Raw genomic sequence first — 20,396 nt, forward strand, 5'->3', positions numbered from 1 at the left:
CGACCGCCCTTCGGCACCCAGCGCGCATAACCCGTGACCATGCGTGTCATGCACTCTCCGAAAAGTCCCCGCCGGGGAATTCCGGTGCCGTAAACACCCGCGCCGAACAGCGGCCGGCGCCGGCACCGAACACCCGCCGCCACCGGCCCCGAAGATCCGCAGGCACGGCCCCGGGGATCCGGCCGCACCGACGCCGGGGACCCGCCTCCGGCGGTCCGCCGTCAGACCGCGGCCAGTCCCGCCAGATAGGCGTCCAGCAGTTCCACCTGCCGCTCCGCCGGGAACTCCCCCGGCGCGAACAATGCCTGCACCACCAGCCCCAGCACGAAGCTCAGCGCACCCGCCGCGAGCCCGTCCGCCGCGGGCCCGGCCGGGAGCTCCCCCAGCCGCTGCGCGTCCGCCACGCACTCCGCCAGCACCCGCCGCGAGCGCGCGTACCGTGCCGCGTGCGCCTCCGCCAGCTCCGGATCGGCCAGCGCCACGTCCCAGGAACCGACCCAGATCCGGTTGCCCGCCCGTCCCGGCCCGTCCAGCGGCAGGATGTCCAGCAGCGCCGCCCGCAGCCGGGCCAGCCCCGCCGGCGGCGGCGGCCCCCCGTCCGCCGGCACCAACCGCCGCGGCCGCTCCTGCGAGCGCCGGTCCAGCAGCTCCAGCGCATGCGCGAGCAGTGCCTTCTTGCTGGGGAAGTAGTGCGTCAGCAGCCCCGTGGTGGCCCCCATCTCGGCGGCCACCGCACGGAGCGTGAGCGCCTCGAAACCCCGGGTGGACAGCACCCGCCACACCGCCTCGGAGACTTCGGTCCGGCGGGCTTCGTGATCTCCACGGGCGGGCGTCATGGGGTTATCTTACGTACCAAACGTTTGTTACGCATGACGGACCGATCCGACCGACCCCCGTTGCGAAAGGCACGCCCATGTTCGCCGTCCCCCTCTCCGAGAACGCCGAGCTCCGCCCGCTGGAGCCGTGGCAGGCACCCGAGTACCTGGAGCACATCGAGCGCGGCCGCGCCCACATCGACGCCTGGATCAACTGGGCCGGTCTGGCCACCGACCTCGACTCGGCCCGCACCGTCCTCCAGAACTACGCCGACCGGCAGGCCGCCGACACCGCCCGGCTGTACGGGATCTGGCTGGACGGCACGCTGGTCGGCGGCGTGATGTTCGTCCGGTTCGACGCCAAGGGCGGCACCTGCGAGATCGGGGTCTGGACCGAGCCCGCCGCCCAGGGCCGGGGCCTGGTGAGCTCCGCCGTCCGGCACCTGATCGACTACGCCTTCACCGTCCGCGGCATGCACCGGATCGAGTGGCACAACCGGCCGGACAACCTCCGCAGCCGGGCGGTCGCCCAGCGGATGGGCTTCACCCTGGAGGGCGTGCTGCGCGAGAGCTACCTGCACGCCGGAGTCCACCAGGACGGCGAGGTCTGGTCCCTGCTCACCCACGAGTGGAAGCCCCAGGGCACCCCCACCGCCTGAACCGGTACCCGGCGGCCGAACCGGGCCCGCAACGGCGGAAACACGGCGCGGGGCCCGGTGGGCGACTCCACCGGACCCCGCGCCGCGCGTCCGCGCTCAGACGGCCCGGACCTGCTCCCGCTCCCCGTGCTCCGCCGCCGCCGGCCGCAGCCGCAGCGCCAGCAGCAGGACCAGCGCCATCACGCCGGCCGCCGAGAGGAAGACCGTGTCCACCGCGTCCACGAAGCCCGCCACCGCGTGCTCCCGGGCCGCGCCGGTCAGCCGGCCGACCGCGCCCAGCGGCACACCGGGCTCGTTCGCGGTGAACGCCCGGGCCAGCACGGTGCCGAAGACGGCCGCCCCCAGCGCGCTGCCCAGGGTCTGGAAGAACCGGACGCCGGTGGTGGCCACCCCCAGCTGGTGCGCCGGGGCGGCGCGCTGGACCACCGAGATCAGGTGTCCGATCAGCTGGCCCAGCCCCGCGCCGAGCAGCAGCAGTTCGGCCCGGACCAGCCACAGCGACGTCCCCGGCCCGCTCAGCCCGAGCAGCAGCAGCGCGGCGGCGGAGCAGAGGGCACCCGAGGCCAGCACGGCGCGGACCGACACCCCCCGGGCCTCCAGCCGGTTGACCACCAGGCCGATCGCGGTCATCCCGACCGCCATCGGGATCAGGTAGAGGCCGGCCGAGGTCGCGGCGACGCCCCGGGCGACCTGGAGGTAGAGCATCACGTACATGATCGCGCCCATCATCCCCATGCCGACCAGGCCCTGCAGCGCGAACCCGATCCGGATCTCGGGGATCCGGAACAGCGAGAGCGGCAGCACGGGGTCGGGTGCGGTCGCCTGGCGGCGGAGGAAGAGCACGAACGCCAGCACGGTGGCCGCGGCCAGGCCGAGCAGTTGCGGGGAGGTCCAGCCGTAGGTCCGGCCGCCCCACTCGGTGATCAGCAGCAGGCCGGTGGCGAAGGCCGCGGCCAGGGTCGCGCCGAGGAAGTCCAGCCCGCGCCGACCGGTCCCGGCGGGCAGCCGCAGCAGCAGCACGGCCCCGGCCAGGACGGCCAGGCCGATCGGCAGGTTGACGTAGAAGATCCAGCGCCAGCTCAGGTGGTCCGCGAGCAGCCCGCCGATCAGCGGGCCGACGGCCATGCCGCCGCCGGCGACGATCCCGCCCATGCCGCCCCCGCCGCCCCCGTCCTCGTCCGGGTCCTTCAGCTGGGCCATCACCACCATGGTCACGCTCATCAGCCCGCCCCCGCCGATGCCCTGGACCGCCCGGAAGGCGATGAGCTGCTCCATCGAGCCGGCCGTCCCGCAGAGCGCCGAGCCGACCAGGAAGGTGCCGACCGCGCCGATCAGCACCCGCTTCGCCCCGAAGACGTCGCAGAGCTTGCCGTAGAGCGGCAGCAGCGCGGTGGCGGCCAGGGCGAAGGCGCTGACCAGCCAGGGCAGTCGGTCGACGCCGTGGACCGGGTCGAGGTCGCGGACGATCGGCACGGTGGCCGCCGACACGATGTTCATGTCGAGCACCGCCAGCACGATCGTGACCAGGCAGAGCAGCATGCCCAGCTTGCGCCGGGGTTCGGTCATCAGCGCCGCCGCGGGCGCGGTCGGCCCGGGAGCGGTCGGCACCGGTGCGGTCGGCGGTTCGGTCGCCGGAGCGATCGGCGGTGTCGTCACGGCCATCGGAAGTCCCCCCTGGGATCGCGGAGTTCGGGCGTCGGGACGCCCTGCGCCGAACCGGTTCGGCCCGGCGGCGCGGCACCACCATGGCAGTCTTTTTTGACTCGGTCAATTCTTCAGCCCGGTACATCTTTGATCCTGGTACAGTCATTCCATGACGAGAATCGCGATCGGGACCGACGGAACCGGGGCCGACGGGAGCGGGGCCGGCGAGGCCGGACTGGGCCTGCGGGAGCGCAAGAAGCGGCAGACCGCGATCCGGATCTGGCGGACCGCCATCGCCCTGTTCGCCGAACGCGGCTTCGACGAGGTCTCGGTGGCCGAGATCGCCGCCGCCGCCGAGGTGTCCAAGATGACCGTCTTCAACTACTTCGCGACCAAGGAGGACCTCGTCCTCGGGCCGATGGAGCAGCACATCGACGAGCCCGCCCGGGTGGTGCGCGAGGCGGCCCCGGACGTCCCGGCGGTCGCCGCCCTGCACACCCACTACGTCGCCGCGCTCGCCGCGTTCGACCCGGCGACCGGCCTGAGCGACCAGCCCGAGGTGACCGACGTGGTCCGGCTGATCCACCGCACCCCGGTGCTGGCGCTGCGGGCGTACGCGGGTTTCGACGCGGGCGCCCGGGCGGCGCTCACCGCCGAACTGCTCGCCCGGGACCCGGAGCACGACCCGCTGACCGCCCGGGTCGCCGCCGCCCAGCTGCTCGGCACCCGGCTGACCCTGACGGAGGAGAACCAGCGCCGGATGATGGCCGGCGACCGGGCGGCGGACGTCCTGCCCGAGGCCCTGGCCGCCGCCGACCGGGCCTTCGCCCTGGCCGGGCAGGGGCTCGGCGGCTACGGCGCCACCCGGTCCTGAGCCACGCCGCCGGACTCCGGGGGACCGGACTCTGGGAGAGTGGCCGCACCCACACCCTCCCGGAGGTGCCCATGGCCACCCGGCCGCTGCTGACGCGCGACCGCGCCCCGCTGCCCACCGAGACCGAGGGCCTCAACGCCCACGTCGGCGAGGACGGCGTCGCGGTGCTGGAGTTCGACCGCCCGCACCGGCGCAACGCCGTCACGCTGGCGATCTGGCAGGCCCTGCCGCAGGTGCTCAAGCGGCTGGCCGAGGAGCCGGGCGTGCGCGCGCTGCTGGTCACCGGCGCGGGCGGCACCTTCAGCGCCGGCGCCGACATCGACGAACTGGCCGCGGTCTACGGCGATCCGGACCGCGCCGACGCCTACCACGCGGTCAACGTCGCCGCCGAGGAGGCGCTGGCGGCGTTCCCGCACCCGACCCTCGCCGTGGTGCACGGCGCCTGCGTCGGCGGCGGCTGCCAGCTGGCGGTCGCCTGCGACCTGCGCTTCGTCGCCGAGGACGCCCGGCTCGGCATCACCCCGGCCAAGCTGGGCGTGGTCTACCCGGCGGTGCCCACCCTGCGGCTGGCCCGGCTGGTGGGCCCGGCCCGCGCCAAGTACCTGCTGTTCTCGGGCGAGTTGCTGTCCGCGCCGGAGGCGGCCGCGCTCGGGCTGGCCGAGCGTGTCCTGCCGGCCGCCGAACTGGACGCGGTGGCACTGGAGTTCGCCAGGGTGCTGACCACCCGCTCGCCGCAGACCATCGGCGCGGTCAAGGCCGCGCTGGCGGTGCCGCCGGAGCGGGCGGCCGAGGCCCTGGCGCCCTGGGAGCGCCGCTCCCGCGAGGCCCCGGACGTCCGCGAGGGCCTCGCCGCCTTCCTCGAACGCCGCCCGCCCCGGTTCTGACCGGCCCGATCGGCGGGTGCCGGGACAGGAACGGGCCGGAACGGGACCGGTCCGGCGGATACGATCATGCGACCGATCCGCAGCCGAACCCGCCTGGAGCGCCACCGCGATGACCGCCGCGACGACCACCGACACGCCGCCCGCGACGGCCCGGGCCCGCCGGATCACCGACGGCCTGGAGCCGAAGAACGTCATCGTCGCGATGCTGCTCCTGCTCGGCGGCCTCCGCTACGGCTGGACCGGCCTCGCCTGGGCGGCGTTCGCGGCCGTGTTCACCGCCGTGGTCCCGACCCTGTTCATCCACTACGGCATGCGCAGGGGCACCGTCGGCGACCGCCACGTCGGCCACCGGCAGCGGCGGCTGACGCTCTTCCCGCTGATCATGGCCTCGGTCGCGACCGGCCTCGTGGTGATGCTCGCCGCCGACGCCCCGCGCGACCTGACCGCGACGGTGGTGGCGATGCTCGCCTCGCTGGTCCCGATCCTGGTGATCACCGTCTGGTGGAAGGTCTCCGTGCACACCGCCGTGGCGAGCGGCGCGACGGTCTGCATGGCCGTCGCGCTCTCGCCCTGGTGGCTGCTGCTGTACCCGCTGGTCGCGGCGATCGGCTGGTCCCGGGTGGTGCTGCGGGACCACACCACCGCGCAGACGGTCGTCGGCACCGTGGTGGGCGCCCTGTCGGCCGGGCTCACCTTCTGGGCCGCCCGCTGACCCCCGGCCCGGCCGCCGGCCGTCAGCGGACCGGCAGCCCGGCCGCCGACGGTCAGCGGATCGGCAGCCCCGAGACGGCCCGGGCGATCACCAGCCGCTGGATCTCGCTGGTGCCCTCGAAGATCGAGTAGATCGCGCTGTCCCGGTGCATCCGCTCGACCGGGTACTCCCGGGTGAAGCCGTTGCCGCCGAGGATCTGCATCGCCTGCGCGGTGACCCACTTGGCGGTCTCGCCCGCGTAGAGCTTGGACATCGAGCCCTCGGCCGAGGTGAACGGCTGGTTGGTGGCGGCCATCCAGGACGCCCGCCAGACCAGCAGCCTGGCCGCGTCGATCCGGGTCTTCATGTCGGCCAGCTGGAAGGCGACGCCCTGGTTGTCGATGATCGGGCGGCCGAACTGCACCCGGGTCTTCGCGTAGTCCAGCGCCACCTCGTAGGCGGCCCGGGCGATCCCGATCGCCTGCGCGCCGACGGCCGGCCGGGAGGCCTCGAAGGTGGCCATGGCGGCGTTCCGCCCGGACTTGCGCACGCCCTCGCGGGCCCGGGCGAGGCGCTCGTCCAGCTTCTCCTTGCCGCCGAGCAGGCAGTGCCCGGGCAGCCGGACGGAGTCGAGCACCACCTCGGCGGTGTGCGAGGCCCGGATGCCGTGCTTCTTGAACTTCTGGCCCTGGCTCAGCCCCGGCGTCCCCGGCGGCACCACGAAGGACGCCTGCCCGCGTGCGCCGAGCGCCGGGTCGACGGTGGCCACCACCACGTGGACGGCGGCGATCCCGCCGTTGGTGGCCCAGGTCTTGGTGCCGTTCAGCACCCACTCGTCGGTGGCCTCCTCGTACACGGCGCGGGTGCGCAGCGCGGAGACGTCGGAGCCGGCGTCGGGCTCGGAGGAGCAGAACGCCGCCACCTTGACGTCGTCCGGGGTGCCGAACATCTGCGGCGCCCAGGTGCCGATCTGCTCGTCCGTGCCGTTGGCGAGGACGGCGACGGCGGCGAGGGTGGTGCCGACGATGGCCAGGCCGATGCCCGCGTCGCCCCAGAACAGCTCCTCCATGGCGATCGGGATGCCGACGCCGGAGGGGTCGAAGTACTGCTGGGCGTAGAAGTCCAGCGAGTAGATGCCGAGCTTGGCGGCCTCCTGGATGATCGGCCAGGGAGTCTCCTCGCGCTCGTCCCACTCGGCGGCGGCGGGCCGCACCACGTCGGCGGCGAAGCCGTGCAGCCAGTCGCGGACGGCGATCTGGTCCGGACCCGGGTCCAGCGAGAAGGTGCTCATGAGTGGGTGCCTCCGACGAAAGGTGCGACCGACCAGGGTGTTACCACCGGTAACATCGTCGGAGTCTGCTACTGCTTGGTAACCGGTGTCAACGCCGGTGCAGCAACACCCGGCCCGGAAGCGAAGGAACAGCGCATGGACCCAGAGCCCCGCCGCGAGCAGCTGCTCAACGCCGCCGACCGGGTCGTCCAGCGCGAGGGCCCGGCCGCGAGCATGAACGCCATCGCCGCCGAGGCCGGCATCACCAAGCCGATCCTCTACCGGCACTTCGGCGACCGGAACGGCCTGATCCGGGCCCTGACCGAGCGCCACACCGGCGGACTGCTGGCCGCCGTCCGGGCCGCGCTGGCCGAACCGCTGGAACGCCGCGACCGGGTCGAGCACGTCCTCGACACCTACCTGGCCGGGATCGAGTCCCGCCCCCAGGTCTACCGGCTGCTCACCCACCCCGAACCCGGCGACCCCAGCGGCGCGGGCAACGCGCTCGCCCCGGCCCTCCGGCAGATCGCCGAGGAGATCACCCGGGCCGTCGCCGGGCAGGTCGACCTCGGCGCCGACCGCGAACTGCTCGCCGAGGTCTGGGGACGGGCGATCACCGGCATGGTGCTGGCGGCCGGCGACTGGTGGCTGGAGTCCCGGCCCTGCTCGCGCACCCGGATGGTGCAGGCGCTCGCCGACCTGCTCTGGGGGCGGCTCGCCGCCGCCGCCGACCTGCCGACCGCGGCCCTGCCCGCCGGACCGGCGCCGACCCCGGCCCCGGCGGCCGAGTTCCCGGACCGCCCCACCGGCTGACCGGCTGACCTGACGCCAACAGGCTGTACCGGCGGCCGCGTTCCGCTACGGGTCCGCACCGCTCCCTTGTGCGGCGCGGGCCCGGCGGGCATCATCGGGCCCCACCCCCGCCCACCCCGGAGGTCCCGATGCGCCCGCCCCGCACCGCCGTTGCCCTCCTGATCGCCGCCGCCCTCGCCCTGCCCGCCGCCCCGGCCCGGGCCCACTCCCCCTCCCGCGCACCGGCGTTCCCCACCGGGACCGCCACCGCCCCGGACGGCCGCACCGACCTCACCGACGCCGCCGGCCGCCGGCTCCAGCTGCGCGGCTTCAACCTGGACAAGTACGCCGAGGCCACCGAGCAGGACCTCGGGTCGATCGCCGCCCAGGGCTTCACCCTGGTCCGCCTGCCGGTCTCCTGGACCAGGCTGGAGCCGACCCGGGGCCGCCTCGACCCGGCCGAACTGCGGCGGCTGCACCGGCTCCTGGACGCCGCCGACCGCTCCGGCCTGCTCGTCCTGGTCGACCTCCACCAGGACGTCTACGGCCCGTACTTCGGCGGCGGGGACCGCGGCATCCCGCCCTGGGCCACCCGCGACGACGGCCTGCCGTTCGAGCCCGACCCCGACGACTGGTTCGCCGGCTACTTCCAGCCCGGCGTCCAGGCCGCCTTCCGGCACCTCTACGACGACCCCGACCTGCGCACCTGGCAGGCCGACTTCTACACCCGGCTGGCCCGCGAACTGCGCGGCCACCGCTCACTGCTGGGCTACGACCTGTTCAACGAGCCGTTCGGCCCGGTGGACGGCGACCCGGCCGACCCGGAGGTGCTCGCCCGCGCCGCCGCCGAACTGGAACAGGGCCGGCTGGCCGCCATGTACCGGCGGCTGATCACCGCCGTGCGCCGGGCCGACACCCGCGCCTGGCTGTTCGTCGAACCGACCGTCCTGGTCGGCCAGGGCGTGCCCACCCGGCTGCCCGGCTTCGCCGACCCCCGCCCGGGCGCGCCCCGGCTCGGCTACGCGCCGCACTTCTACGACACCGCCGTCGAGTCCGGTGCCGACTGGGACCCGGCCGGCGGCTTCGTCGAGCGCTACACCGCCGCTATCACCGCGTACCCGAACGCCCGCCGCCTGCCGGTCCTGGTCGGCGAGTGGGGCCCGCCGAACTCCCGCACCCCCGGCAACACCCAGCTGGTCCGCCGCCAGGTCGAGGCGATGGACGGCTTCGCGGGCGGCTGGACGCTCTGGTACTGGTGCCGGGGCAACGGCGGCTACTGCGCGCTCGACCCGGCCGGCCGGCCCGCCCCGGGCGAGGAGCCGGCCTTCGACCCGTACCCGGTCGCGACCGCCGGCACGAGCGCCCGCACCGCCTCGGACGGCGCCCGGCACACCGTTCGCTGGAACGCCGACGGCACCGGCCGGAGCACCGAACTCGCCCTGCCCGCCGCCGCGTTCCCCACCGGCGTACGCGTCACGGCGCAGCCGTCCGGGGCCCTGGTCGAGGTCGAGCAGCCGAGCGGCGAGCGGGCCGGCCGCGCCCGGATCCGACTCCCGCACGCCCGCCCGGGCACTCCGGTCACCGTCGTGCTCGAAGCCCGCTGAGCCCCGGCCGCCGCTCCACCCGGATCCACGCCGGTCCGGCGGCGCGCAGCGCGCCACCGGACCGGCGCCCCTGCTACAGCAGCCCGCGCCGGGCCAGCAGCGGGGCGGTCTCCGGGTCGCGCCCGACCACCGCGCGGAAGGAGTCCAGCGCGTCCCGGCTGTCGCCGCGCGCCAGCAGCTCGCGCCGGAACACCTCGCCGCTCTCGCGCACGCTCCGCCCGCCGTCCTTGAACCACTCCACCGTGTCGGCGTCCAGGACCTCCGACCAGATGTACGCGTAGTAGCCCGCGCTGTACCCGCCGGCGAAGATGTGCCCGAAGTACGTGGTCCGGTAGCGCGGCGGGACCGCCGCCACCGCCAGCCCGGCCTTCGCCAGCGCCGCCGCCTCGAACTCCTCGGCGTCCGCCACCTCCTGGCCCTCCGGCAGGGTGTGCCAGGCCCAGTCCAGCAGCGCCGCCGCCAGGTACTCGACGGTCCGGAAGCCCTGCCCGAAGGACTCCGCCGCCTCGATCCGCCCGACCAGCTCGGCCGGCAGCGGCTCGCCCGTGGCGTGGTGGCGCGCGTAGTTGGCCAGGACCTCCGGCCACACCATCCACATCTCGTTCACCTGCGACGGGAACTCCACGAAGTCCCGCGGCACCGCGGTGCCCGCGAAGTACGGGAAGCGCACGTCCGAGAACAGCCCGTGCAACGCGTGGCCGAACTCGTGGAACAGCGTGCGCACCTCGTCCCAGGACAGCAGCACCGGCTCACCGGGCGCCGGCTTGGCGATGTTCAGGTTGTTGTAGACCACCGGCCGCCGGCCCAGCAGCTCCGACTGGGTGACCAGTTCGTCCATCCAGGCACCGCCGCGCTTGGACGCCCGGGCGTGGAAGTCGCCGAGGAACAGGCCGAGCGCGGTGCCGTCCGCGTCGAACACCTCGAAGACCCGCACATCGGGGTGGTAGCCGACCAGGTCGGGGCGCTCGGTGAAGCTCACCCCGTAGGCGAGGTTCGCGGCGAAGAAGACGCCGTCCCGCAGCACCCGCTCCAGCTCGAAGTACGGGCGCAGCGCCGCCGCGTCCACCTGGTACGAGGACTGCCGGACCTGCTCCGAGTAGTACGCCCAGTCGTGCGCGGCGATCTCCTCGACGCCGTCGGCGGCGGCGACCTTGGCCAGCTCGGCGGCCTCCCGGCGGGCGTTGGCCACGGCCGGCGGCACCAGCCGGGCGAGCAGCGCGTCCACCGCCTCCACGGTGCCGGCCGTCTCGTCGGCCACCACGTACGCGGCGTGGGTGTCGTAACCGAGCAGACGGGCCCGCTCGGCGCGCAGGGCGGACATCCGGATCGCCAGCGGGCCGTTGGTCCCGGCGGCCCGGCCGAGCGAGGCGGTGAGCAGGCGCTCGCGCACCGAGCGGTCGGTGAGCGAGGCGAGCTCGGTCTGGTTGGAGAAGTTCTTCAGGCTGAGCACGTAGGTGCCCTCGCGCCCGAGCGCGCGGCCGTTCTCGGCGGCCGCCGCGATCGCGTCCGGGGAGAGGCCGGCCAACTGCTCGGCGGAGTCCAGCACCAGCGCCCGGGCCTGCGAGTCGGCCGACACGTTCTGGCGGAACTCCGAGGCGGCGGTCGCCAGTTCGGCGTTGATTTCGCGCAGCCGGGCCTGCTGCTCGGCACCCAGCCGGGCCCCCGCCCGGACGAACGCGGTGTACCGGCGCTCCAGCAGCCGCAGCGACTCCGGGTCCAGGTCGAGCTCGGCGCGGCGGGAATGCAGTTCCTCGACCCGGGCGAACAGCGCGGCGTCCAGGTGGATCGCGTCCCGGTGCGCGGCCAGCCGGGGGCTGATCTCCGCGTCGATCCGGTCCACCTCGGGGGTGGTGTCGGCGGAGGAGTGGTTGTCGAAGACCCCGCGGACCCGGCGCAGCAGTGCCCCCGAGCGCTCCAGCGCGACCAGGGTGTTCTCGACGGTCGCCGGCGCCGGATCGGCGGTGATCGCGGCGATCTCTGCCAGCTGCTCGGCCATCCCGCGCTCGAAGGCGGGCAGGTAGTGCGCCGGCCGGATCTCGGCGAACGGCGGCAGTTCGTAGGCCAGGGTGCTGGCCGCGAAGAACGGGTTCTCGGTCATTCCGCCGACCTTACGCCGTGTCATCGGCGCTGCCTACGCCTCCTCCCGGCCACCGGCGCGCGGGGGCGCGGGCGCGCCCCGGCCCGGCCGCGGAACGGCGCGGCCCCGGTTGTCGTACCCTCCCGCTACCGTCGGCACGACCGGCCGTACGCCCCCGGACGGTCCCCGTCCGCTCGAGAGGAGGAGCCCCGTGGCACCCAGGATCGCCCTCGCCCCCGACCCGCACGGCCGCGGCGGCCGGCTCCAGCCGCTCGACGACGCCGGGGCCCCGCTCGGCCCGCCCGTCCCCGTGCCCGACCTCGCCGCCGCCGTCGCCGGGCGGGAGGCCGCCGAGCACCCGCGCTGGGTGTGGGCCGCCGCCGACTCCGGTTACGACCCGCTGCTCCCCCGACTGCCCGGCCGGCTCGCCCGCTGCCACGACCTGCGGCTGGTCGAGGCGCTGCTGCTCGCCCACGAGGGCCGGTTCGGCGCCCCCCGGTCGCTGGGCGCCGCCTGGGCCCGGCTGCGCGGCCTGCCGGTGCCCGCCGACCTGCCCGAGCCGGGCTCCGCGGAGGCCGACGACGGCCAGGACACGCTGTTCGCCCCCGACCGGCTCCAGCTGCCGCCCGGCACCGACCCGCTGGCGGCCGTGGTCGCCGTCCACGCCGAGCAGCAGCGCCGACTGGCGGCGATCGAGGACCAGGAGGCCCGGGGCCGGTACCGGCTGCTGCTGGCCGCCGAGTCGGCGGGCGCGCTGGCCGCCGCCGAGATGGGCCACGACGGCCTGCCCTGGCGGACGGACGTGCACGACCGGCTGCTCACCGAGCTGCTCGGCCCCCGCCCGACCGTCGCCGGCGCGCAGCCGCGCCTGCTCGCCGAGCTCGCGGCCGAGCTGCGGGAGGCGCTCGGCGGCCGGGTGTTCAACCCCGACTCGCACGCCCAGGTGCTGCGCGCCTTCGCCGAGGCCGGCATCCAGCTCGGCTCCACCCGCTCCTGGGAGCTGAAGCGGATCGACCACCCGGCGGCCCGGCTGCTGATCCGCTACAAGGAGCTGTCCCGGCTCCATGTGGCGCACGGCTGGGCCTGGCAGGACGCCTGGGTGCGCGACGGCCGGTTCCGCCCCGAGTACGTGGTCGGCGGCGTGGTCTCCGGCCGCTGGGCCAGCCGCGGCGGCGGCGCGCTGCAGATCCCGCGCATCCTGCGCCGGGCCGTGGTCGCCGACCCGGGCCGGCTGCTGGTCGTCGCCGACGCCGCCCAGCTGGAGCCGCGGGTCCTCGCCGCGCTCTCACAGGACGCCGGGCTGGCCCGCACCGCGGCCGGCGGCGACCTGTACGAGGCGCTCGCCGCCTCCGCCTTCCAGGGCGACCGCGACAAGGCCAAGCTCGGCCTGCTCGGCGCCATGTACGGCCAGACCAGCGGCGACATCGGCCCGCTGCTGGCCACCCTGCGCAGCCGCTACCCGGCGGCGATGGGCTACGTCGAGGCGGCCGCCCGCACCGGCGAGGACGGCGGCGTGGTGGCCTCCCGGCTGGGCCGTCCGTGCCCGCCCGCCTCGGCCGACTTCCTCGACCTGACCGAGGCGGGCGAGGCCGGCGGCGAGGAGGGCGGGCGCCGGGCCCGCTCCCGGGGCCGGTTCACCCGCAACTTCGTCATCCAGGCCAGTGCCGCCGACTGGGCGCTGGCGCTGCTGGCCGCGCTGCGCCGCCGGCTCGCCGAGCTGCCGGTGTCCTCGGCGGCGGACCGCCCGCACCTGGTGTTCTTCCAGCACGACGAGGTGATGGTGCACACCCCGGCCAATCTGGCGGACGAGGTGGCGGCGGCGGTCGACGCGTCGGCGGACGAGGCCCGTCGGCTGGTCTTCGGCGAGACCCCGGTCCGCTTCCCGCTGAGCACCGCCGTGGTGGAGTGCTACGCCGACGCCAAGTAGCGGAAGCCGCCGCTGCCGTCGACGCTGCAGCTCACAGCTTGCGGAAGCCGCGCGCCTCCTCGGCGGCGGCCACCACCTCGGCCAGCGCGGCCCCGGTCGAGGCGGTCACCGCGGCGGCGACCGCGCCCTCCACGAACGGCGCGTCGACCAGCACGACCCCCGGGCGGGGCTGGTCCTCCAGCACGGTCAGCGCGGTCAGCACCGAGCTGCCGAGGTCCGGCAGCACCACGGCGCCCGCCCCGGAGTCCGCGGCCGCCACGGCCCGGGCGATCAGCTCGTAGCTGCTGCCGAGCCCGCCGTCCTCGGTCCCGGCGGCCACCACCACCCGCACCTCCGCCGAGGCGAGCTCCCCCAGCAGTTCCCTCAACCCCGCGGCCAGCGTGGCGCTGTGCGAGACCAGGACGATGCCCACGTGTCCACTCATGCCCCGACCCTAGAGCCCGTCAGGCGTCCGACAGTTACTCCGTTCGAGTGAGGCTGCGGGTGGCGGGCCGGTTCCGGGACGCCGGAGGCCCGTCCGGCGTAGCGTCGGGTCAGCACCGTCGGCCGAGGGGAGCGCGTACAAGGTGAAGAAGCTCATCAACACCGCGGAGAGCGTCCTGGAGGACGCGCTGGCCGGAGTGGCCGCCGCCCATCCGGAGCTGGCGGTGGACCTCGCCGCCCGGGTGATCACCCGGGCGGTGCGGCCACCGGCCCCCAAGGTGGCCCTGGTGTCCGGCGGCGGGTCCGGGCACGAGCCGCTGCACGGCGGCTTCGTCGGCCCCGGCATGCTGGACGCGGCCTGCCCGGGCGAGGTCTTCACCTCGCCCGTCCCGGACCAGGTGCTGGCCGCCGCCGAGGCCGTGGACTCCGGCGCCGGCGTGGTGTTCGTGGTCAAGAACTACACCGGTGACGTGATGAACTTCGAGCTCGCCGCGGAGCTGGCCGCCGAGCGGGGCATCGAGGTCCGCACCGTGCTGGTCAACGACGACGTCGCGGTGGAGGACTCCACCTGGACGGCCGGCCGGCGCGGCACCGGCGCGACGGTGGCGGTGGAGAAGATCGCGGGCGCGCTGGCCGAGCGCGGCGCGCCGCTGGACGCGGTGGCGGCCCTCGGCGAGCGGGTGAACGCGGCCTCCCGCTCGTTCGCGATCGCGCTGACCGGGGCGACCGTCCCGGCGGCGGGCCGGCCCGGCTTCGAGCTGGCCGAGGACGAGATCGAGGTCGGCGTCGGCATCCACGGCGAGCCGGGCCGCCGCCGGGAGAAGCTCCGCCCGGCCCGCGAACTGGTCGCCGAGGTGGTGTCGACGATCCTCACCGACCACCACCTGACCGCCGGGGACGAGGTGATCGCCCTGGTCAACGGGCTGGGCGGGACGCCGCTGCTGGAGCTGTACATCGTGTTCGGCGAGGTCGCCGCCCGGCTGGCCGAGCACGGCATCACGGTGGCCCGCAGCCTGGTCGGCAACTATGTGACCAGCCTGGACATGGCGGGCTTCTCGCTCACCCTCACCAAGGCCGACGCGCAGTTGCTGGAGCTGTGGGACGCCCCGGCGGACACCCCGGCCCTCAAGCGCGCCTGAACCCGCCCCGCACCTGCCACCTGCCCGGTCCACCTGAAGGAGTTGTCCGCATGGACGTCGACACCCGTCTCGCCGAGGACTGGGTCCGCGCGATCGCCGCGGCGGTCGAGCGCGAGCACGAGCGGCTCACCGAGCTGGACTCGGCGATCGGCGACGGCGACCACGGCAGCAATCTGCGACGCGGCTTCACCGCCGTGCTCGCCGTCCTGGACGGCCCGGACGCGCCCGCGCCGGACGGCGGCCCCGGCGCGCTGCTGACCAGGACCGGCACCACCCTGATCTCCAAGGTCGGCGGCGCCTCCGGCCCGCTCTACGGCAAGGCCTTCCGCGCGATCGGCGCCGCGCTGCCGCCGGGACAACCGCCCGCCGACGCCGCCGGGTTCGGCGAGGCGCTGGCCGCCGGGCTGCGGGCGGTCCGGGACCTCGGCCGGGCCGAGCCGGGGGACAAGACCCTCGTGGACGCCTGGACGCCCGCCCTGGAGGCCTACCGGGCGGCGGTGGCCGCCGGGGCCGGACTGCCGGAGGCCGCCGCGGCGGCGGCCGGGGGCGCCGAGCGGGGCGCCCGGGACACCGAGCCGCTCCAGGCCCGCAAGGGCCGCGCCTCCTACCTCGGCCCACGCAGCGTCGGCCACCGCGACCCCGGCGCCGCCTCCACCGCCCTGCTCTTCCGGGCCCTCGCCGACATCACCGCGGGCTGAGGCCGCCGTCGGGGCCGGGGACCGGGGCGCCACCGGCTCCGCCCCGCTCGCGCGCGCCCGTACGGACGGGGCGGCCGTCGGTCAGACCGACCACTCCTGCTCGGGGATCCTGCTGTTGGAGCAGGTCCACAGGGTCAGGTGGGCACCGTCGCCCATCGAGCCGCCCTTGTTGGTGATGCACTTGCCGCCCCAGGACGTGTAGATCTTCATCGGGTCGAGGGCGACGACGAACTTCTGCGGCGAGGTGTAGCTCCAGTCGCAGGTCCACAGGGTGAGGACGGCACCGTTCTCGGCGCTGGCGTTGCCCCGCGGGGTGAGGCACTTGCCGCTGGCCTCGTGGTAGATCCAGCCGCCGCCGCGGTAGGTCCACTGCTGGAGGTCGCTGCCGGTGCAGCTCCAGGTGGTCACGACGGTTCCGTTCGCCGTGCTGTTGCCCTGCGGGGTGGCGCACAGCGGCGCACCCAGGTAGTAGCCGTCGCGGAGCTGGTTGTACGTGATGGCGCTGGCGGTGCCGCTGTTGGCGAACGCCAGGCCGAGGACGGCGCACAGGGTGAGGAGCAGCGAATGAAGTCGCCTCATGGCGATCCCCCGGTTTCTCGATCGTGGCTGGACGGGCGGGGCGGACCCCGCTCCGGCTCGGACGCCGCGACCCCGCGCGGCCCCCGGCGGCATCGAACCTAGGCCCGATCGGCGCGGTCGTGTGTGCGCAGCGTGCACGCTTGCTCGACAATCCCTGCGGTCCGGTTCAGGGACCTGCGGTCCAGTCCGGGTCGGTGCGGGTGACGAGCAGCAGCAGCGCGTCGTCCCGCAGCTCGCCCCCGGTGTGGGCGAGCAGGTCGGCGTAGACCCGGCCGACGGCCGCCTCCAGCTCGGCGGCGGAGCGGGCCGCGCCGCGCACCAGCGGCCCGACCCGCTCCGCCAGCGGGTAGAACTCGCCGTTGTCCCGGTGCCTGGCCTCGATCACGCCGTCGGTGCACAGCACCAGTACGTCCTCGGTCCCGAACGCCTGGTCCCAGGTGCTCGGCTCGCCGTAGGCCAGTCGGCCGAGGCCGAGCGGCACCCAGGGGTCGGGCGCGTCCAGCACGTGCGCCAGGCCGTCCTGGTCGACCCGGATCGGCGGGACGTGCCCGCACTGGAGCAGCTCGACCGTGCCGGGCCGGCGGAACTCGGCGAACAGCGCGGTGGTGAACTCCCCGTCCGGCACGTGCCGCTCCACGCTGGCCTCGATCCTGGCGGCCACCCCGGGCAGTCCGGCCTCGTCGTACGCGGCCTCGCGGAAGGCGCCCAGGACCACGGCGGCGGTCTGCACCGCGCCGAGCCCCTTGCCGCGCACGTCGCCGACCGCGACCCGGGTGCCGTGCGGGGTCTCCAGGACGGAGTAGAGGTCCCCGCCGATCTTGGAGGCGTCGGCGGCGGAGACGTACCGGACGGCGAGGCGCAGCGGTCCGACGACCGGCCCGGGCAGCCGCAGCAGGGCCCGCTGCGCGGCCTCCGCGACGGAGCTGACCGCGGCGAAGGCGGCGGCCCGGCGCATCCTGATCCTGGCGACCCAGGCGGAGAAGACGGTGAGCAGCAGATAGCTGATCATCGCGCCCCAGAGGAAGCGGGCGTCGTTGATGGTGTCGACCTCGTCGTAGTGGCTGAGGCCGAAGACGGCGAGCAGGCCGAGCGCGCAGACGCCGAGCAGTTCGAGCGGCCGCAGGGTGAGCGCGGCGATGCTGGGGACGACGGTCATCAGGGGCGCGAGGTAGCGGTCCCGGCCGGAGTAGAGGTCCGCGAGCCCGACCAGCACGATCGCGAGCAGCGCGGGTGAGGCCCGGCGCCAGAACGGGATGTCGAGCAGGTCGACGGCGAGCAGCGCGCCGCGCCGCCGGGCCGGCGGCTGCCCGGCGCCGGTCGGATCGGACGGCGACTGGGCTCGACGGATCGGGAACACATATCGAACATAACGGACGATCAACCCGCCCACCCCCGCACCCGCCCCGTACCCCCGATCGCGGGCACTCCCCCGGACGCGGGCACCGTCACTCCACCGACTGCGCCAAAAGGTACCAAAGCACCCAATCCGTCATACAGTGCGACGAAAGCGGATCACACAAGGGAGCCCTCACCGGTGTCCGGATACCGCAACACCCCCCACCTCTCCGCCCCGTCCGTACGCCCCTCGGCCCGCCCCGCCCAGTGGCCCCGGATCCTCCTCGGCGGACTGCTGCTGTGGATCGCGACCGTCGCCGTCACCTTCCTCACCGGGAACAGCAACCTGGTGCCGACGATCGTCCTGCTCGGCAGCTTCCTCGTCCCGGTCACCGTGGCGACCCGGGCGTACGAACGCCACACCACCGGCCTCGGCGCCGACCGGATCCTCGGCTGCTTCGGCGTCGGCGGCCTCATCGGCGTACTCGGCGCCTCCGTCCTGGAGACCTGCCTGCTCTCGCCCTCGGCCTGGACGCACCTGGGCGTCGGCCTGATCGAGGAGGCGGCCAAGCTGACCGCCCTGGTCCTGGTCAGCCGGCGACTGCGGGTGAGCGGCCTGCGGTACGGCCTGGTACTGGGCGCCACCGTCGGCGCCGGCTTCGCCGCCTTCGAGAGCGCCGGATACGCCTTCAACGCCGTACTCACCACCGACGGGCTCTCGCTGCGCAACCTGGTGGAGACCGAGATCCTGCGCGGCGTCCTGGCGCCGGTCGGCCACATCCTGTGGACGGCGCTGCTCGGCGGCGTGCTGTTCCGCGAGCGGCGCGGCGGCCGGTTCCGGCTCACCCCGCCGGTCCTGCTCACCTATCTGGGCGTCTCGACGCTGCACGCGCTCTGGGACTCGACGAGCGGCATCGCGGTCTGGCTGGTGGCCCGCAGCACCTCCGCCGAGTGGCAGCGCGCCCTGTTCGAGCTCGGCCGCCTGCCGAGCCCGACCACCGAGCAGGTCCACCTCTACACCCTGTACGACACCACCGGGCTGCTGCTGGTCGCGCTCGGCGGTCTGTACTGGCTGCGCCGGCTGGTCCGCGGCGACCGGCGGTCCCCGATCCCGACCCAGCTCCCGTCCGCCCCGCTCTGACACCCACCCTGCGCCCCGCCCTGCCCCCGCTCCGAGCCCGCTCCGAGCCCGCACCGAACACCCGCCCCCTCACTGCTCCGATCCGCCCCGTTCCGGATCGAACCAGAACGGCCCTCCGTCCGACTACTGGGAGGGGCCCCACCCAGGACGCCCCCACCGGTGCAGGGATCCGGACCCGCGGCACTCGAATCCACCCGCGCCACCGGCGCGGATTCGAGCGGAGCGTGTCCGGACGCCTACGCTCTGCTCTCGGAAAACGTTCCGGCCGCACGCGGCGCGACAAACGGAATGCGATCCACACCACACCATCCGCACTCGTACGGAATACCCCCCAAGGGTATGGTGTTCCCAAGAGCAGGGCCCGGGCGTACGCTCGCGGCCGTACCGAACCTTCGGAGGCCCCGATGTCCAGCACCATCACCTACACCGTGACCGGCATGAGCTGCGGACACTGCGAGAACTCGGTGAGCAAGGAGCTCTCCGGCCTCGCCGGGGTGACGGAGGTCTCCGCAGACGCCAAGGCCGGTACCGTCACCGTCTCCACCAGCGACCAGCTGGACGACGAGCTGGTCCGCGCCGCCGTCGACGAGGCCGGCTACGAGCTGGTCGGCCGCTCGGCCTGAGAGCCCCCACCGCGCGGCGGGGTCGGCGACCGCCCCCCGCCGCGCCCCTCCCCCTAGGAGCTGATCAGCACATGAGCACCTCCACCCCGGGCTCCACCTCCCCCGACGCGACGAGCGCCATAGCCGGCCCGGCGGGACCGACCGCCGTCCGCGAGCGCGTCGAACTGTCGATCGGCGGCATGACCTGCGCCGCCTGCGCCGCCCGGATCGAGAAGAAGCTCAACCGGATGGACGGCGTCGAGGCCACCGTCAACTACGCCACCGAGAAGGCGAGAGTCGACTTCGGGCCGGACGTGAGCGTGGCCGACCTCGTCGCCACCGTCGAGGCCACCGGCTACACCGCCGAACTCCCGCCCCCGCCCGTGCCCGCCGCCCCGGCCGAGGCGCCCGCCGGGACCGCCGCCGGCACCGGGTCGGCCGACCCCCTGCTCGACCGGCTGCTCGTCAGCGCCCTGCTCAGCCTGCCGGTGGTCCTCTGGTCGATGATCCCGGCGCTCCAGTTCACCAACTGGCAGTGGCTGGCCTTCGCCCTCACCGGCCCCGTCGTGGTGTACGGCGGCCTGCCGTTCCACCGCGCCGCCTGGACCAACCTCAAGCACGGCGCCGCGACCATGGACACCCTGGTCTCGCTCGGCACCCTGGCCGCCTTCGGCTGGTCCTTCTGGGCGCTCTTCTGGGGCGACGCCGGCATGCCCGGGATGCGGCACGAGTTCTCGTTCTCGGTCGGCGACACCGACGCCTCGTCCATGCTCTACCTGGAGACGGCCTCCGCCGTCACCGTGCTGATCCTGCTGGGCCGCTACCTGGAGGCCCGCTCCAAGCGCCGCGCCGGGGCCGCGCTGCACGCCCTGCTGGACCTCGGCGCCAAGGACGTCGCCGTCCTCCAGGGCGGCCGCGAGGTCCGGCTGCCGGTCGACCGGCTCACCGTCGGCGACCGGTTCGTGGTCCGCCCCGGGGAGAAGATCGCCACCGACGGCGTGGTGGTGGAGGGCGCCTCCGCCGTCGACGCCTCGATGCTGACCGGCGAGTCCGTACCGGTCGAGGTCGCCGTCGGCGACACCGTCACCGGCGCCACCGTGAACGCCGGCGGCCGGCTCGTGGTGGAGGCCACCCGGGTCGGCGCCGACACCAGGCACCGGCCGCGGCGCCCAGCTCGGCATCCTGATCAAGGGCCCCGAGGTGCTGGAGAACACCCGCCGGGTCGACACCGTCGTGCTCGAC

Annotated in this window: 18 protein-coding genes and 1 pseudogene; 12 read left to right on the top strand and 7 right to left on the bottom strand. The window is 74.9% G+C overall.

Annotation, left to right across the window (positions count from 1 at the left end):
- Positions 1-221: 221 nt before the first annotated feature.
- Positions 222-836 (bottom strand): TetR/AcrR family transcriptional regulator, encoded by a 615-nt coding sequence (locus tag IF01_RS0121390; protein ID WP_030395085.1) that lies wholly within the window; start codon positions 834-836, stop codon positions 222-224.
- Between the two features lie 77 nt (positions 837-913).
- Here IF01_RS0121390 and IF01_RS0121395 point away from each other — a divergent pair, with 77 nt between their 5' ends.
- Positions 914-1,474 carry a GNAT family N-acetyltransferase gene (locus IF01_RS0121395; RefSeq protein WP_030395086.1) on the top strand — a complete coding sequence of 187 codons (561 nt, stop codon included), beginning with the start codon at positions 914-916 and terminating at the stop codon, positions 1,472-1,474.
- Between the two features lie 96 nt (positions 1,475-1,570).
- On the opposite strand, the gene IF01_RS0121400 is transcribed toward IF01_RS0121395, so the two are convergent.
- On the bottom strand, positions 1,571-3,040 hold the full coding sequence (locus IF01_RS0121400) for an MFS transporter (RefSeq protein WP_030395087.1): 1,470 nt from the start codon (positions 3,038-3,040) through the stop codon (positions 1,571-1,573).
- A 247-nt stretch (positions 3,041-3,287) separates the two neighbouring features.
- On the opposite strand from IF01_RS0121400, the gene IF01_RS0121405 reads away from it, so the two are divergent.
- From IF01_RS0121405 to IF01_RS0121415, 3 genes are all read left to right on the top strand, one after another.
- A complete protein-coding gene (locus IF01_RS0121405) occupies positions 3,288-3,992 on the top strand; it encodes a TetR/AcrR family transcriptional regulator (protein WP_078880161.1) in 705 nt (234 codons plus the stop codon).
- A gap of 71 nt (positions 3,993-4,063) precedes the next feature.
- A complete protein-coding gene (locus IF01_RS0121410) occupies positions 4,064-4,876 on the top strand; it encodes an enoyl-CoA hydratase/isomerase family protein (RefSeq protein WP_078880162.1) in 813 nt (270 codons plus the stop codon).
- 109 nt (positions 4,877-4,985) lie between these two features.
- Positions 4,986-5,588: a phosphatase PAP2 family protein gene (locus IF01_RS0121415; protein ID WP_030395090.1), complete on the top strand. Its 603-nt coding sequence runs from the start codon at positions 4,986-4,988 to the stop codon at positions 5,586-5,588.
- Between the two features lie 52 nt (positions 5,589-5,640).
- Here IF01_RS0121415 and IF01_RS0121420 read toward each other — a convergent pair whose 3' ends face one another.
- Entirely contained in the window at positions 5,641-6,858 is a 1,218-nt protein-coding gene (locus tag IF01_RS0121420; protein ID WP_030395091.1) for an acyl-CoA dehydrogenase family protein, read from the bottom strand.
- A 135-nt stretch (positions 6,859-6,993) separates the two neighbouring features.
- Here IF01_RS0121420 and IF01_RS0121425 point away from each other — a divergent pair, with 135 nt between their 5' ends.
- Together IF01_RS0121425 and IF01_RS0121430 are read left to right on the top strand one after the other, a co-directional pair.
- Positions 6,994-7,650 (top strand): TetR family transcriptional regulator, encoded by a 657-nt coding sequence (locus IF01_RS0121425; RefSeq protein ID WP_051741102.1) that lies wholly within the window; start codon positions 6,994-6,996, stop codon positions 7,648-7,650.
- A gap of 128 nt (positions 7,651-7,778) precedes the next feature.
- A complete protein-coding gene (locus tag IF01_RS0121430) occupies positions 7,779-9,233 on the top strand; it encodes a cellulase family glycosylhydrolase (RefSeq protein WP_030395093.1) in 1,455 nt (484 codons plus the stop codon).
- A gap of 73 nt (positions 9,234-9,306) precedes the next feature.
- Here IF01_RS0121430 and IF01_RS0121435 read toward each other — a convergent pair whose 3' ends face one another.
- Positions 9,307-11,331 carry a M3 family metallopeptidase gene (locus IF01_RS0121435; RefSeq protein ID WP_078880163.1) on the bottom strand — a complete coding sequence of 675 codons (2,025 nt, stop codon included), beginning with the start codon at positions 11,329-11,331 and terminating at the stop codon, positions 9,307-9,309.
- A 190-nt stretch (positions 11,332-11,521) separates the two neighbouring features.
- Here IF01_RS0121435 and IF01_RS0121440 point away from each other — a divergent pair, with 190 nt between their 5' ends.
- Positions 11,522-13,237, top strand: coding sequence for a bifunctional 3'-5' exonuclease/DNA polymerase (locus IF01_RS0121440; protein WP_051755807.1), 1,716 nt, complete (start codon positions 11,522-11,524; stop codon positions 13,235-13,237).
- A 31-nt stretch (positions 13,238-13,268) separates the two neighbouring features.
- On the opposite strand, the gene dhaM is transcribed toward IF01_RS0121440, so the two are convergent.
- Positions 13,269-13,661 carry a dihydroxyacetone kinase phosphoryl donor subunit DhaM gene (gene dhaM, locus IF01_RS0121445; protein ID WP_030395096.1) on the bottom strand — a complete coding sequence of 131 codons (393 nt, stop codon included), beginning with the start codon at positions 13,659-13,661 and terminating at the stop codon, positions 13,269-13,271.
- A gap of 142 nt (positions 13,662-13,803) precedes the next feature.
- Between dhaM and dhaK the strand changes: the two genes are divergently transcribed.
- Positions 13,804-14,799 carry a dihydroxyacetone kinase subunit DhaK gene (gene dhaK / locus IF01_RS0121450; RefSeq protein ID WP_030395097.1) on the top strand — a complete coding sequence of 332 codons (996 nt, stop codon included), beginning with the start codon at positions 13,804-13,806 and terminating at the stop codon, positions 14,797-14,799.
- Between the two features lie 50 nt (positions 14,800-14,849).
- The gene (gene dhaL / locus IF01_RS0121455) at positions 14,850-15,497 is read left to right on the top strand and encodes a dihydroxyacetone kinase subunit DhaL (RefSeq protein ID WP_030395098.1); all 648 of its coding nucleotides are present in this window, start codon (positions 14,850-14,852) and stop codon (positions 15,495-15,497) included.
- A gap of 81 nt (positions 15,498-15,578) precedes the next feature.
- On the opposite strand, the gene IF01_RS0121460 is transcribed toward dhaL, so the two are convergent.
- Together IF01_RS0121460 and IF01_RS0121465 are read right to left on the bottom strand one after the other, a co-directional pair.
- Complete coding sequence (locus IF01_RS0121460) at positions 15,579-16,076, bottom strand: RICIN domain-containing protein (protein WP_030395099.1); 498 nt, start codon at positions 16,074-16,076, stop codon at positions 15,579-15,581.
- A 166-nt stretch (positions 16,077-16,242) separates the two neighbouring features.
- A complete protein-coding gene (locus tag IF01_RS0121465) occupies positions 16,243-17,433 on the bottom strand; it encodes a PP2C family protein-serine/threonine phosphatase (protein WP_037780491.1) in 1,191 nt (396 codons plus the stop codon).
- Positions 17,434-17,610: 177 nt separating this feature from the next.
- Here IF01_RS0121465 and IF01_RS0121470 point away from each other — a divergent pair, with 177 nt between their 5' ends.
- The 3 genes and pseudogenes from IF01_RS0121470 to IF01_RS42130 all read left to right on the top strand — a co-directional run.
- Positions 17,611-18,552: a PrsW family glutamic-type intramembrane protease gene (locus tag IF01_RS0121470; RefSeq protein ID WP_094745606.1), complete on the top strand. Its 942-nt coding sequence runs from the start codon at positions 17,611-17,613 to the stop codon at positions 18,550-18,552.
- Between the two features lie 404 nt (positions 18,553-18,956).
- Entirely contained in the window at positions 18,957-19,175 is a 219-nt protein-coding gene (locus IF01_RS0121475; protein WP_030395102.1) for a heavy-metal-associated domain-containing protein, read from the top strand.
- Positions 19,176-19,246: 71 nt separating this feature from the next.
- Positions 19,247-20,396, top strand: a pseudogene (locus IF01_RS42130) (heavy metal translocating P-type ATPase); the annotation flags it as partial.

Source organism: Kitasatospora purpeofusca (assembly GCF_000718025.1).
Taxonomy (GTDB): domain Bacteria; phylum Actinomycetota; class Actinomycetes; order Streptomycetales; family Streptomycetaceae; genus Kitasatospora; species Kitasatospora purpeofusca.

Bases quoted from the DNA above. Each gene is read 5' to 3' on its own strand.
- dhaL (WP_030395098.1), top strand. From the start codon at position 14,850: ATGGACGTCGACACCCGTCTCGCCGAGGACTGGGTCCGCGCGATCGCC.
- IF01_RS0121420 (WP_030395091.1), bottom strand. From the start codon at position 6,858: ATGAGCACCTTCTCGCTGGACCCGGGTCCGGACCAGATCGCCGTCCGC.
- IF01_RS0121405 (WP_078880161.1), top strand. From the start codon at position 3,288: ATGACGAGAATCGCGATCGGGACCGACGGAACCGGGGCCGACGGGAGC.
- IF01_RS0121460 (WP_030395099.1), bottom strand. From the start codon at position 16,076: ATGAGGCGACTTCATTCGCTGCTCCTCACCCTGTGCGCCGTCCTCGGC.
- dhaM (WP_030395096.1), bottom strand. From the start codon at position 13,661: ATGAGTGGACACGTGGGCATCGTCCTGGTCTCGCACAGCGCCACGCTG.
- IF01_RS0121435 (WP_078880163.1), bottom strand. From the start codon at position 11,331: ATGACCGAGAACCCGTTCTTCGCGGCCAGCACCCTGGCCTACGAACTG.
- IF01_RS0121415 (WP_030395090.1), top strand. From the start codon at position 4,986: ATGACCGCCGCGACGACCACCGACACGCCGCCCGCGACGGCCCGGGCC.
- IF01_RS0121425 (WP_051741102.1), top strand. From the start codon at position 6,994: ATGGACCCAGAGCCCCGCCGCGAGCAGCTGCTCAACGCCGCCGACCGG.
- IF01_RS0121410 (WP_078880162.1), top strand. From the start codon at position 4,064: ATGGCCACCCGGCCGCTGCTGACGCGCGACCGCGCCCCGCTGCCCACC.
- IF01_RS0121475 (WP_030395102.1), top strand. From the start codon at position 18,957: ATGTCCAGCACCATCACCTACACCGTGACCGGCATGAGCTGCGGACAC.
- IF01_RS0121400 (WP_030395087.1), bottom strand. From the start codon at position 3,040: ATGACCGAACCCCGGCGCAAGCTGGGCATGCTGCTCTGCCTGGTCACG.
- IF01_RS0121430 (WP_030395093.1), top strand. From the start codon at position 7,779: ATGCGCCCGCCCCGCACCGCCGTTGCCCTCCTGATCGCCGCCGCCCTC.
- IF01_RS0121390 (WP_030395085.1), bottom strand. From the start codon at position 836: ATGACGCCCGCCCGTGGAGATCACGAAGCCCGCCGGACCGAAGTCTCC.
- IF01_RS0121395 (WP_030395086.1), top strand. From the start codon at position 914: ATGTTCGCCGTCCCCCTCTCCGAGAACGCCGAGCTCCGCCCGCTGGAG.